Origin of the sequence: Streptomyces katrae, from assembly GCF_002028425.1 — a bacterium.
Taxonomy (GTDB): Bacteria; Actinomycetota; Actinomycetes; order Streptomycetales; family Streptomycetaceae; genus Streptomyces; species Streptomyces katrae_A.
The window spans coordinates 3918608-3931731 of record NZ_CP020042.1 but is presented as its reverse complement, the minus strand read 5'-3'; the positions used below and the strand labels follow the sequence as shown (position 1 = coordinate 3931731).

The 13124-nt window shown below is 70.7% G+C and carries 9 protein-coding genes; 8 read left to right on the top strand and 1 reads right to left on the bottom strand.

Annotated features, from left to right (window positions below):
- Nucleotides 1–146: 146 nt before the first annotated feature.
- The 3 genes from B4U46_RS17865 (at nt 147) to B4U46_RS17855 (ending at nt 3282) form a co-directional block, all read left to right on the top strand.
- A complete protein-coding gene (locus B4U46_RS17865) occupies nt 147–749 on the top strand; it encodes a PadR family transcriptional regulator (protein ID WP_079428642.1) in 603 nt (200 codons plus the stop codon).
- A 50-nt stretch (nt 750–799) separates the two neighbouring features.
- A complete protein-coding gene (locus B4U46_RS17860) occupies nt 800–1882 on the top strand; it encodes an inositol-3-phosphate synthase (protein ID WP_079428640.1) in 1083 nt (360 codons plus the stop codon).
- A 116-nt stretch (nt 1883–1998) separates the two neighbouring features.
- Nucleotides 1999–3282, top strand: a complete 1284-nt coding sequence (locus B4U46_RS17855) for an MFS transporter (protein ID WP_079428638.1) — start codon at nt 1999–2001, stop codon at nt 3280–3282.
- Nucleotides 3283–3333: 51 nt separating this feature from the next.
- Here B4U46_RS17855 and B4U46_RS17850 read toward each other — a convergent pair whose 3' ends face one another.
- The gene (locus tag B4U46_RS17850; RefSeq protein WP_079428636.1) at nt 3334–4785 is read right to left on the bottom strand and encodes a CCA tRNA nucleotidyltransferase; all 1452 of its coding nucleotides are present in this window, start codon (nt 4783–4785) and stop codon (nt 3334–3336) included.
- 209 nt (nt 4786–4994) lie between these two features.
- On the opposite strand from B4U46_RS17850, the gene B4U46_RS17845 reads away from it, so the two are divergent.
- The 5 genes from B4U46_RS17845 to B4U46_RS17825 all read left to right on the top strand — a co-directional run bounded on the left by B4U46_RS17845 (nt 4995) and on the right by B4U46_RS17825 (nt 12981).
- Nucleotides 4995–7253: a DUF6049 family protein gene (locus B4U46_RS17845; protein WP_208949816.1), complete on the top strand. Its 2259-nt coding sequence runs from the start codon at nt 4995–4997 to the stop codon at nt 7251–7253.
- Between the two features lie 46 nt (nt 7254–7299).
- Entirely contained in the window at nt 7300–9474 is a 2175-nt protein-coding gene (gene murJ, locus B4U46_RS17840) for a murein biosynthesis integral membrane protein MurJ (protein WP_079428634.1), read from the top strand.
- Nucleotides 9475–9591: 117 nt separating this feature from the next.
- Nucleotides 9592–11310 (top strand): protein kinase family protein, encoded by a 1719-nt coding sequence (locus tag B4U46_RS17835; RefSeq protein WP_079428632.1) that lies wholly within the window; start codon nt 9592–9594, stop codon nt 11308–11310.
- 25 nt (nt 11311–11335) lie between these two features.
- Entirely contained in the window at nt 11336–12037 is a 702-nt protein-coding gene (sigM, locus tag B4U46_RS17830) for an RNA polymerase sigma factor SigM (protein ID WP_079428630.1), read from the top strand.
- Entirely contained in the window at nt 12034–12981 is a 948-nt protein-coding gene (locus B4U46_RS17825; RefSeq protein WP_079428628.1) for an anti-sigma factor family protein, read from the top strand. The genes sigM and B4U46_RS17825 overlap by 4 nt, the downstream gene beginning before the upstream one ends.
- Nucleotides 12982–13124: the final 143 nt, after the last annotated feature.

The following is a 13124-nucleotide window of genomic DNA, read 5'->3' as shown; positions in this document are numbered from 1 at the left end:
CAGGCAACTTGCGTCGTACGAATTGGTGATGTGACGCCGGTCACCATGTCTTGGCTTGTCGCCGGAAGCGTGTCGATCTATGGTCTGGATGTATCGAGCCGATACATCAGCTCGACATAAACTCAGAGGCAGAGAGGGGCAGGCGGATGAGCAGGCGCTCAGGCATCCTCGAGTTCGCCGTCCTCGGCCTGCTTCGCGAATCCCCCATGCACGGGTACGAGCTGCGCAAGCGGCTCAACACCTCACTGGGGGTATTCAGGGCGTTCAGCTACGGGACTCTCTATCCCTGCCTCAAGACGCTGGTCGCCAACGGCTGGTTGATCGAAGAACCGGGGAACGCCCCGGAGGACGCTCTCGCCGCTTCACTCGCAGGGCGCCGCGCCAAGATCGTCTACCGGTTGACGGCAGCAGGTAAGGAGCACTTCGAAGAGCTCCTCTCCCACACCGGCCCCGACACCTGGGAGGACGAGTCCTTCGCCGCCCGCTTCGCCTTCTTCGGCCAGACCGAACGAGAAGTGCGGATGCGGGTTCTGGAGGGCCGTCGCAGCCGGCTGGAGGAGCGCCTGGAGAAGATGCGCGCCTCGCTCGCCCGCACACGCGAGCGCCTGGACGACTACACGCTCGAGCTGCAGCGGCACGGAATGGAATCCGTCGAGCGTGAAGTGCGCTGGCTGAACGAGCTCATCGAGAGCGAGAGGGCGGGACGGGACAAGAGACGCCCCGGTCCGCCCGACGAAACAGCAAAGTGAGACCTGCATCTCGCAGGCCTCGTTCCGAGAACAGACAGGGAGCAACCGGAATGGGTTCGGTTCGCGTAGCCATCGTCGGCGTGGGCAACTGCGCCGCCTCGCTGGTGCAGGGCGTCGAGTACTACAAGGACGCCGACCCGGCCACCAAGGTCCCGGGTCTGATGCACGTCCAGTTCGGCGACTACCACGTCCGTGACGTCGAGTTCGTCGCCGCGTTCGACGTCGACGCCAAGAAGGTCGGCCTGGACCTCTCGGACGCCACCGGCGCCAGCGAGAACAACACCATCAAGATCTGCGACGTCCCGAACAAGGGCGTCACGGTCCAGCGCGGCCACACCCTCGACGGTCTCGGCAAGTACTACCGCATGACCATCGAGGAGTCCTCCGAGGCCCCGGTCGACGTGGTCCAGGTCCTCAAGGACCGCCAGGTCGACGTCCTGGTCTGCTACCTCCCCGTCGGTTCCGAGGACGCGGCGAAGTTCTACGCCCAGTGCGCCATCGACGCCAAGGTCGCGTTCGTCAACGCCCTCCCGGTCTTCATCGCCGGCACCAAGGAGTGGGCCGACAAGTTCACCGAGGCCGGTGTCCCGATCGTCGGCGACGACATCAAGTCCCAGGTCGGCGCGACCATCACGCACCGCGTGATGGCGAAGCTCTTCGAAGACCGCGGCGTCCGCCTCGAGCGCACCATGCAGCTCAACGTCGGCGGCAACATGGACTTCAAGAACATGCTCGAGCGCGACCGCCTCGAGTCGAAGAAGATCTCCAAGACGCAGGCCGTCACCTCGCAGATCCCCGACCGTGAGCTCGGCGAGAAGAACGTCCACATCGGCCCGTCCGACTACGTGGCGTGGCTCGACGACCGCAAGTGGGCCTACGTCCGCCTCGAGGGCCGCGCCTTCGGCGACGTCCCGCTGAACCTCGAGTACAAGCTCGAGGTGTGGGACTCCCCGAACTCCGCCGGTGTCATCATCGACGCCCTGCGCGCCGCGAAGATCGCCAAGGACCGCGGCATCGGCGGCCCGATCCTGTCGGCCTCCAGCTACTTCATGAAGTCCCCGCCGGTCCAGTACTTCGACGACGAGGCCCTGGCCAACGTCGAGAAGTTCATCAAGGGCGAGGTCGAGCGCTAGTCGCAGCGCCGGTCGGGTCCAGGGTCCCCCGGGACACCTGCTCTTCGACGCTTCTTCCACCGAGGGTCTCCGGACTATGTGTCCGGAGACCCTCGGTGTATGTGACCCTTGCCCACATGCCTGTCGTACGTGATCTGCGCGTACTCCTGCGCCGGAGGGACTTCCGCAACCTGCTCGCCGTACGGCTGCTGTGCCAGGCCGCCGACGGGACGTACCAGGTCGCCCTGGCCACCTTCGTGGTCTTCTCCCCGGAGAAGCAGACCTCTCCCGCCGCCATCGCCTCGGCGATGGCGGTTCTCCTGCTGCCCTACTCCGCGATCGGCCCCTTCGCCGGAGTACTGCTCGACCGCTGGCGCCGCCGCCAGGTCTTCCTCTACGGCAACGTCCTGCGGGCCCTCCTCGCCTGCGTCACCGCCGTACTGATCGTCGCGCACGTCCCCGACTGGCTCTTCTACGCCTCCGCCCTGTCCGTGACCGCCGTCAACCGCTTCGTCCTCGCCGGGCTCGCGGCCGCCCTGCCGCACGTCGTCGAAGCCGACGAACTGGTCACCGCGAACGCCCTCTCGCCGACCGCCGGAACGCTCGCGGCCGTCGCCGGAGGCGGCCTGGCCTTCTTCGTCCGGATCCTGGCCTCCGGGTCCAACGCGCTCGTCGTCCTGGTCGGCGCCGGGCTGTACCTGTGTGCGGGGCTGGTGGCGCTACGGCTGGCCGTCGACCTCCTGGGGCCCGACCACCCTCCCGGCCGGACACGCCCGTCGGTCCTCGAAGGGGTCGCGCTCACCGTACGGGGCATGGCCGAGGGCCTGCGGCACCTGGCCGCCCGACGGGAGGCGGCCCGGGCCCTCACCGCCATGACCCTGATGCGCTTCGCCTACGGGGCCCTGACCGTGATGCTGCTGATGCTCTGCCGCTACGCGTGGTCGGACAACGAGGCGGACGGCCTGGCCTTGCTGGGGGTCGCCGTCGGGGTCTCCGGTGCCGGGTTCTTCGCGGCCGCCGTGGTGACCCCCTGGCTGGTCGGCCGGCTCGGCCCGCTGGGCTGGATCACCGCCTGCGCGGCCGGATCGGCTCTCCTCGTACCGGCCCTCGGCCTCTTCTTCGCCCCCGGGCCGATGCTCGTCGCCGCCTTCGCCCTGGGCGTCGCCACGCAGGGGGCCAAGATCTGCACCGACACCGTGGTGCAGTCCCGGGTGGACGACGACTACCGGGGCCGGGTCTTCTCCGTCTACGACGTGCTGTTCAACGTGGCCTTCGTCGGAGCGGCCGCGGTGTCCTCGCTGATGCTCCCCGCCGACGGCCGGTCCGTGGCCCTGCTCCTGGCCACGGCCCTGATCTACGCCGGCACGGCGGTGTTCCTGCGCCGGCGGCGCGACCGCGTCGATGTTTCACGTGAAACATAGGCACTGGTTTCACGTGAAACAGTGCCGCCCACGGGCCGCGCCGGACGCCGGTCAGGCCTGGGGAGCCTGCTCGGCCCACCACTGCTTGAGGGCCGCCACCGCCGCCTCGTGCCCCATCGGGCCGTTCTCCAGCCTCAGGTCCAGCAGGAAGGCATAGGCCTTGCCCACCGCGGGCCCCGGGCCGATCTCCAGGATCTGCTGGATCTCGTTGCCGTTCAGGTCGGGGCGGATCGCGTCCAGCTCCTCCTGTTCCTGGAGCTGCGCGATCCGCTCCTCCAGCCCGTCATAGGTGCGGGACAGTGCATTGGCCTTGCGCTTGTTTCGGGTCGTGCAGTCGGAGCGGGTCAGCTTGTGCAGCCGGTCCAGGAGCGGGCCCGCGTCGCGGACGTAGCGCCGCACCGCCGAGTCGGTCCACTCGCCATCCCCGTAACCGTGGAAGCGCAGGTGCAGCTCCACCAGCCGGGACACGTCCTTGATCATGTCGTTCGAGTACTTCAGCGCCGCCATGCGCTTCTTGGTCATCTTCGCGCCCACCACCTCGTGGTGGTGGAAGGAGACCCGGCCGTCACTCTCGAAGCGGCGCGTGCGGGGCTTGCCGATGTCGTGCAGCAGGGCCGCGAGCCGCAGCACCAGGTCCGGGCCGTCCTCCTCCAGCGCGATCGCCTGCTCCAGGACGATCAGCGAGTGGTCGTAGACGTCCTTGTGCCGGTGGTGCTCGTCACTCTCCAGCCGCAGCGCCGGCAGCTCCGGCAGGACCCGGTCGGCGAGACCGGTGTCCACCAGGAGCGCCAGGCCCTTCCGCGGGTGGGCGGAGAGCAGCAGCTTGTTCAGCTCGGCCTGTACCCGCTCCGCCGAGACGATCTCGATCCGGTCGGCCATCGCCTTCATCGCCGCCACGACCTCGGGGGCGACCTCGAAGTCCAGCTGTGCGGCGAACCGGGCCGCGCGCAGCATCCGCAGCGGGTCGTCGGAGAAGGAGTCCTCCGGGGTTCCGGGCGTCCGCAGCACCCCGGCGGCCAGGTCCTCCAGGCCGCCGTGCGGGTCGACGAACACCTGCTCCGGCAGGGCCAGGGCCATGGCGTTGACGGTGAAGTCGCGGCGGACCAGGTCCTCCTCGATCGAGTTGCCGTAGGAGACCTCGGGCTTGCGGGAGGTGCGGTCGTACGCCTCGGAGCGGTACGTCGTCACCTCGATCTGGAAGCCCTGCTTCTGAGCGCCGACGGTGCCGAAGGCGATGCCGACGTCCCAGACCGAGTCGGCCCACGGCCGCACGATCTTCAGTACGTCCTGGGGACGCGCGTCGGTGGTGAAGTCGAGGTCGTTGCCGAGACGCCCGAGCAGCGCGTCGCGGACGGACCCGCCGACCAGGGCGAGGCGGAAGCCCGCCTCCTGGAAACGGCGGCCGAGCTCGTCGGCGACGGGCGCGACCCGCAGCAGTTCACTGACCGCGCGGCGCTGCACCTGACTCAGGGCACTGGGGTTGTCTTCATTGGCGTTCGGCACAACAGAAAAGGGTACGTGGCCCGCCCGGCCGGGGCCGCCCGGTTTCTCCTGGCGGAGCACCGCGCGGGCCGAGCCCCGGGCCCGGGAACCGGAACGGACCCGGAACGGATCTTGTGGAGCAAGGCGCGGCACTCGCGCACAGCGCGTCTCGTTACCATGCGTGGACGCAGAACCGACGACCACTGACACTTCGAGGGACTGGTGAGCGCGTGGCCGAGGCGGCAGAAATCCAGGGGGCGGCCTCCCCCCCTGCCCGGCGCCGATGGCTGCGGCGGGCGGTCGTCCTGCTGAGCGGAACACCGGTGCTGGCCGCCCTCGTCTACGCCCCCGCCCCCGTGGCCGAGGCCGCCGAGTCTTCCGTCGACGTCCAGCTGACCGAGGTGTCACCGAGCGCTCCGGTCAAGAGCGACACGCTGACCATCCAGGGGACCGTGGTCAACAACGGCCGCGAGACGATCAAGGGGGCCCACGTCGGGCTGCGGGTCGGCCCCATGGTGGGCGACCGGTCGGCCATCGACGAGGTGGCGGACCGCAAGGGGTTCCGGCCCGGGGTGGACCCGGGAGAGATCGACCAGGCCTTCGCCGCGAAGATCGACTCCCTTCCCTCGAAGGTCAGCCAGCCCTTCACGATCAAGGTGCCGGTCAACAAGCTCGACCTGGGTGCCGACGGCGTCTACCAGCTGGGCGTCTCCGTCTCCGGGACGACCGACAGCCGCCCGTCCGAGCAGGTGCTCGGCATCCAGCGGACCGTGCTGCCCTGGCAGCCGGACCCGGCAGCCAAGCGGTCCTCCCTCACCTATGTGTGGCCGCTGATCTCCACGACCCGCGTCACCGCCGAGACGGGCTCGGACGAGGTCCAGACCCCGGTCTTCATGGACGACTCCCTCGCCGACGAGCTGCGGCCGGGCGGGCGGCTGGAGCGGATGGTCTCGCTCGGCAAGGACCTGCCGGTCACCTGGGTCATCGACCCCGACCTCCTCGCCACCGTCGACGCCATGACCAAGGGCTACCGGGTCCGCAGCCCCGACCCGGACGGAAAGCCCGTCCAGGGCCGCAACAAGGCCGTCGCCGAGCAGTGGCTGAGCGCCCTGGAGAACGCCGTACAGGGCAAGAAGGTCGTCGCCCTCCCGTACGCCGACCCCGACATCGCCTCCCTCGCCCACCACGGCAAGGACGTCTCCGGCACCCTGGGCCAGCTGCGGCCCGCCACCGACAAGGCGAAGCAGGCCGTCGAGACGGTGCTGCACGTCAACGCCTCCACCGACTTCTCCTGGCCCATGGAAGGCGCGATCGACCCGTCGATCGTGAACGTCGCCACCTCGGCCGGCGCCCACAACGTCCTGACCCGCAGCGACAGCCTCCAGGAGACCGGCGCCCTCGGCTACACCCCGAGCGCCGCCCGTCCCATCGGCGCGGGCACCACCGCCGTGGTCGCCGATGCCGATCTGTCCACCGCCTTCGAGGGCGACATGGCCGGCGCCGGGAACTCCACGCTCGCCGTGCAGCGGTTCCTCGCCCACAGCCTGGCGCTCAACCTCCAGGGCGGCGACGAACCGCGGAGCTACGTGGTCGCGCCCCAGCGCCGGCCCTCCGCCAGCCAGGCCGAGTCGATGGCCCTCGCCCTGCGGGGTCTCCAGGCCGCGCGCTGGACCCAGCCCTCCGACCTGGAGGCGGCGGCCGCCGCCAAGCCCGACCCCGGCGCCGCGACCCAGGTGCCCGGCGCGGGCCAGTACCCGGAAGCCCTGAGCAAGCAGGAGCTCCCGGTGTCGGCGTTCGAGAAGATCCGCACCACCCAGAACACCCTGGACCACTTCAAGGTCATCCTCACGGCCCCGGACCGCGTCGAGATCCCCTTCGGCAACACCACCAACCGGGAGATGTCCACCTCCTGGCGCGGCCGCCCCGAGGAGGCCGACCGCTACCGCGACGAGGTGCAGTCCTACCTGCTCGGACTGACCGACAAGGTCAAGGTCGTCCCCAAGTCGGACGCCACCTTGTCCGGACATAGCGCGACGATCCCGGTCAGCGTCCAGAACAGCCTCGTCCAGGACGTGCACAACCTGGTGCTGAGGGTCAAATCCGACAACCCGACCCGCTTGATGTTCAGCGAATCGGAACAGGAAGTCACCGTTCAGGGCGGCCACAGCCAGACGGTAAAGTTCACCGCCAACGCCACCGCGAGTGGTCCGGTCCAGGTCACCGCACGCCTCTTCACCAAGGACGGCGTGCCGTACGGCAAGGAACGCAAGTTCACCGTCGAGGCCACCGAGATCACCCCCACCGTCATGCTCGTCATCGCCGGCGGTGTGCTCCTCCTGGTCCTGGCCGGCATCAAGATGTACGCCAGCCGCAAGCGCGTCGCCGCCCGCGCCGCCGCCGAGGAGAGCACGCAGCCGAGTGACGAGACCACGGACACCGGACCGCAAAGCACAGAGGGGTCCGGAACGGGTGAGACAGTGGACCGTTGAGCGATGCCGTGGCCGGCCGGCCTGGGGACGATGAGGTGGGGTTGCGATGAACGCGCCGTACGACGGTGACCGCGCGCAGGGCGCCGGCGGGCCTGGGCCCGCCCAGGGCACTGCCCCCGGCACTCCGGTGCCCGGGCAGGTTCCGCCGCCCGCGCCCGCACCGGACCACGACCCCTACGTCCAGGACGCCTACGACTACGACCCCTACCGGTCGCAGGACCTGTCGGCCCAGGACCCGGTGACCGAGGCCCTCTACGACCGGGCCTCGCACCCCCCGCCGCCGCCGGGCACCTACCAGGAGCCCGGTCCGCTCTACGCCGCGCCCCAGGCGCCCTCGCACGGTCCCGACCCGCGCGTATGGGCCCAGACCCCGCCCCCGGAGCCGGACGGCCCGTCCCGCCACCTGCCCTACGGCGACCACGCGGCGACGACGCAGTTCGTCGGGGTGGACTCGCTGGTCACCAGTGCCTCGGACGAGCAGCCCGAGCCCGACGCCTTCACGCACCTCTACCGCGACCAGCAGGCCGCCCCCGGCGCCCCGGCCGAGGAAGCCCCCGTCGCCGCCCCGGCCCCGAGCAAGCCCGCCGGCAAGGCGGCCAGCCTGCTCAAGTCCAGCGCCGTGATGGCGGCCGGCACGATCGTCTCCCGCATCACCGGCTTCGCCCGCACCCTCGTCATCGCGGGCGCCATCGGCGTCGCCACCCTCAACGACTCCTACCAGGTCGCCAACACCCTGCCGACGATGATCTACGTCCTCGTCGGCGGCGGCGCCCTCAACGCCGTCTTCATCCCGCAGCTCGTGCGTGCCATGAAGAACGACGACGACGGCGGCGAGGCCTACGCCAACCGCCTCCTCACCCTCGTCGTCACCCTCCTCGGCGCGGTCACCACCATCTGCGTCCTCGCCGCCCCGCTGTTCATCCGCATGATGTCGCCGACCATCGCGGGCGACCCCAAGCGCCTCGACGTCGCCGTGGCCTTCGCCCACTACTGCCTGCCCACGATGTTCTTCATGGGCGTCCACGTGGTGCTCGGTCAGATCCTCAACGCCCGCGGCCGGTTCGGCGCGATGATGTGGACCCCCGTCCTCAACAACATCGTCGTCATCGCCACCTTCGGCGCCTTCATCTGGGCCTTCGGCGGGTTCACCGCCTCCGGCGTCTCCGAGGCGACCATCACCCCCGAGGGCGTCCGCCTCCTCGGCATCGGCACCCTGCTCGGCCTCGCCGTCCAGTCCCTCGCCATGCTCCCCTACCTGCGCGACGCCGGCTTCAGTCCCCGCCTGCGCTTCGACTGGAAGGGCCACGGCCTCGGCAAGGCGGCCGGCCTGGCGAAGTGGACGTTCTTCTTCGTCCTCGCCAACCAGATCGGCCTCGTGGTCGTCACCCAGCTCGCCACCGCTGCCGGCACGGCCGCGGAGAAGCTGGGTCACGGCGGTACCGGTATCACCGCCTACAACTACGCGCTGCTGCTGTGGCAGATGCCGCAGGCCATCATCACCGTCTCCGTGATGACCGCCGTCCTGCCCCGGATCTCCCGCTCCGCCCATGACGGCGACGCCGCCGCGGTCCGCGACGACATCTCCTACGGCCTGCGCACCTCGGCCGTCGCCATCGTGCCCTGCGCCTTCGCCTTCCTCGCGCTCGGCGTCCCCATGGCCACCCTGCTCTACGCCAGCGCCGGCAAGGACGCCGTGAACATCGGCTACGTCCTGATGGCCTTCGGCCTCGGCCTGATCCCGTACTCCGTCCAGTACGTGGTCCTGCGCGGGTTCTACGCCTACGAGGACACCCGGACCCCCTTCTACAACACCGTCATCGTCGCCGCGGTCAACGCCGGTGTCTCCGCCCTGGCCTACTTCGTCCTGCCCGCGCGCTGGGCCGTCGTGGGCATGGCCGCCGCGTACGGCCTCGGCTACGTGGTCGGCGTCGGCGTGGCCTGGCGCCGGCTCAAGTCCCGCCTCGGCGGGGACCTCGACGGTGCACACGTCATGCGCACCTACACCCGTCTGATCGGCGCGTGCGTCCCGGCCGCAGTGGTGGCGGGCGCCGCCGCCTACGGGGTCATGCACGTCCTGGGCAGCGGAGCCCTCGGCTCCCTCGCCGCCCTGGTCGCCGGCGGCATCGCCCTGGGCGGCGTCTTCCTCCTCGCCGCCAAGCGCATGCGCATCGAAGAGCTCAACTCCATGGTCGGAATGGTCCGCGGCCGACTGGGACGCTGATGCGCACAACCGTCGGCCCCCATCGTGTGTCGTGCATAGCGGCGGACTGTGGGCACAATTGGCATGGCTTCGCAGACTGGCCGACAGCGCGCAACGGATGGGGAGGCAGGGACGACGGTGGCGGAACGTAGCACAGCTGCCGTCGACGTGGCCGACAACAGCGGCGACCAGCCGCTGGCCGCAGATGCGGCCAAGGCCACGGCCGACGGGGTGGACACCCAGAACGGACGAGCCGCGGACGAGCCCATGCCCGAGAAGGACGGCGAACGCAGAGGCGCTGCCCCCGCGGCCGCGCCGGAACTCCACAGCGGCCACAAGCTCGCGCGGCGCTACCGCCTCGAGGAGTGCGTCACCCGTCTGGACGGATTCAGCAGCTGGCGCGCGATGGACGAGAAGCTGCGGCGCGCCGTCGGGGTCCATCTGCTGCCCGCCGACCACCCCCGGGCCCGCACCGTCCTGGCGGCGGCCCGCTCCTCCGCCCTGCTCGGCGACCCCCGGTTCGTCCAGGTCCTCGACGCCGTCGAGGAGAACGACCTCGTCTACGTCGTCCACGAGTGGCTGCCCGACGCCACCGAGCTGACCGCCGTCCTCGCGGCCGGGACGCTGGAGCCCCACGAGGCCTACCAACTGGTGAGCCAGGTCTCCCAGGCCATGGCCGCCGCCCACCGCGAGGGCCTGGCCCACCTGCGCCTGACGCCCAGCGCGATACTGCGGACCTCCACGGGTCAGTACCGCATCCGCGGCCTCGCCGTGAACGCCGCCCTGCGCGGCATCACCAGCGACACCCCGCAGCGGGCGGACACCGAGGCCATCGGCGCGCTGCTGTACGCCGCCCTCACCCAGCGCTGGCCGTACGAGAACGACGCCTACGGCCTGCGCGGCCTGCCCAAGGGCGTCGGCCTCCTCGCCCCCGACCAGGTGCGCGCCGGCGTCCACCGGGGTCTCGGCGAGCTCGCCATGCGCGCCCTCGCCAACGACGGGGCCACCGCCTCACGCCAGGAGCCGGCCTGCACCACTCCGGAAGAGCTCGCCAAGGCGGTCGCGGCGATGCCCCGCATCAAGCCGCCGGAGCCCGCCTTCACGGCACCCCCGGAGTACCAGCACACCACCTACCAGCAGGGCAGCTACGGCCGCCCGGCTCCCGTCGGCATGCCCACGGCCCCGATCGCCGTCCCCCCGCCGCCCCCGCTCCAGAGCCGGACGGGCCGCGTCCTCAAGTGGGGCGTCGCCGCCCTTCTGATCGCCGCCCTGGGCCTGGGCAGCTGGCAGCTCGCCGACGCCCTCCTGGGCCACAGCAAGCAGAACAACAGCGAAACCACCCAGCCCCAGCAGCAGGGCCCCGCCCCGGAGAAGAAGGAGCTCGCTCCCCTCGCCATCAAGGACGCGAAGGAGTACGCGCCCGACGGCACCCCGCAGAACGCGCCTGACGTCGACAAGACGTACGACGGGGACACCTCCAGCTACTGGCGCACCAAGAGCTTCTCCGACGGCCCGAAGATCGTGATCAAGCCCGGTGTCGGGATCGTCTACGACCTCGGCTCCGAGCAAGAGGTCAAGGAGGTCTCGATAGGGCTGAGGCACGCGGGCGACCACACCACCCTGACGCTCTACGCCACCGATGCGCTGAGCCCCAAGGACCTCAAGGACACCGTCGATCCGAAGAAGAAGATCGCGGGCGTCAGCACGAAGGACAACAGCGTCAAGCTGACCGTGCAGAAGCCGGTCAAGACGCGCTACGTGCTCCTGTGGATCACAGAAATGCCGTACGCCGGCTACGACAACTACAGCGGCGCCGGGTACAAGCAGGGCATCACGGACGTGAAGTTCAAGGGCTGACGCACGGCAGGGGAGGGGCCGACCGTTGGACGAAGCCAGAGCCGGCGACCACAGCGACCAGGAGCTCCTTTCCCTGCACGTCGCAGGGGATCCCGATGCCTTCGGGGAGCTGGTGCGGCGGCACCGCGACCGGCTGTGGGCCGTGGCACTGCGGACCCTCGGCGACCGGGAGGAGGCCGCCGACGCCGTTCAGGACGCCCTGGTCTCCGCCTACCGGGCCGCCCACACCTTCCGCGGGGACTCCGCCGTGACCACCTGGCTCCACCGGATCACCGTCAACGCCTGCCTGGACCGTGCCCGCAAGGCCGCCTCCCGCCGGACCGCCCCGCTGGACGACACCGACCGTCTGGAGCGGCTCCTGGAGCCCCACGAGTCCGCCGAGGCGCCCGCGGAACGCCAGGACCTCCACCGCCAGCTCCTGGCCGCCCTCGCCACCCTCCCCGCCGACCAGCGGGCCGCCCTCGTCCTCGTCGACATGCAGGGATATCCCGTCGCCGAAGCCGCCGCCGTTCTCGACGTCCCCGTCGGAACAGTGAAGAGCCGGTGTGCGCGCGGCCGGGCGAAACTCCTGCCACTCCTCACTCATCTGCGCACGAATGCCGGGGATAACACCGCCACCGAGCGGGGAAGGAACCGGACGCCGGGGGCACCCGTCCCATCTGCGGCAGACCCCAGGCAGCCAGAACCAGACCCAGACCCTGTGAAGGGCGGAGGTGGACGACCGTGACCCCCACGACCGGCAGCGCCGGCACGATCCGGCACCCGGAGGTCTCGGAGATCTCCGACCTGACCGAAGGGCTCCTCTCACCCTCCCGTACCACCGAAGTACGACGCCACCTCGCCGACTGCGCCCTGTGCGCCGATGTCCTCGCCTCCCTGGAGGAGATCCGGTCCCTGCTGGGCACTCTGCCCGGACCGCCGCGGATGCCCTCCGACATCGCGGGGCGCATCGACGCGGCCCTCGCCGCCGAAGCCCTCCTCGATTCCACCGCTTCCCGGGCCGGGGCCGCCGCTCCCGAGCCGCGTGCCCTCGGCGATGTTTCACGTGAAACGAGCCCGGGCCGGACCGGGGCCGACCGACCCTCCGGTCACCCGTCCGGCGCAACGGGACCCGGCCGTCGCCGCGCCCGCCGCCGGATCGCGGTCCTGACCGGCCTGGCCGGGGCAGCCGCCTGTGTGCTCGGCGTCCTCCTCTTCAACGGCCTGTCCGGAACCGGCGCCCACGACACCAGCACGAGCAACAACACCGTGCGGGCCGCCGGCTCGGCCGCCCCCGGGGAGTACAGCGGTCAGGGGCTTCAGCAGAACGTCCACCGGCTCCTGGCCTCCGCTCCCTCCACGAACGCTCCCAAGACCGCTCCCGGGGACTCGAACCGGACCATGGAGCTGGAGAACGCCTCTCCCGGGCTGGCGCCCGCCGAGCGGCCGGGGTCACCGGAGCCGGCCCAGCCTTCGGTGCCCCCCTGTGTACAGCAGGCCACCGGCCGCACCGAGACCCCCCTCGCCGCCGAGCCGGGCCGCTACCAGGGCACGGCGGTCTACCTCGTCGTCCTGCCCCATGTACAGGACCCCGCCCAGGTGGACGCCTACCTCGTGGCCGCCGGCTGCGCCGACAAACCCTCGGCGCCCCCCGAAAAGCCCCTTCTCACCCGCACGTATCCCCGCAACTGAAGGGTTCCGACATCAACGCCCGGCGCTTCCGGAGGCAGAGGGGGACGGCCGGGGAATGCGCGCGCCGTAGGATCCGTTGGGTGGGGTGAGAGTCCGCACCGGCCCCCGGTAGGCACCACGAAGTCCGCAGAGACGAGGAAAGA

Excerpts from the sequence above, each read along its gene's own strand:
- murJ (WP_079428634.1), top strand. The coding sequence starts at position 7,300 with ATGAACGCGCCGTACGACGGTGACCGCGCGCAGGGCGCCGGCGGGCCT.
- B4U46_RS17860 (WP_079428640.1), top strand. The coding sequence starts at position 800 with ATGGGTTCGGTTCGCGTAGCCATCGTCGGCGTGGGCAACTGCGCCGCC.
- B4U46_RS17855 (WP_079428638.1), top strand. The coding sequence starts at position 1,999 with ATGCCTGTCGTACGTGATCTGCGCGTACTCCTGCGCCGGAGGGACTTC.
- B4U46_RS17865 (WP_079428642.1), top strand. The coding sequence starts at position 147 with ATGAGCAGGCGCTCAGGCATCCTCGAGTTCGCCGTCCTCGGCCTGCTT.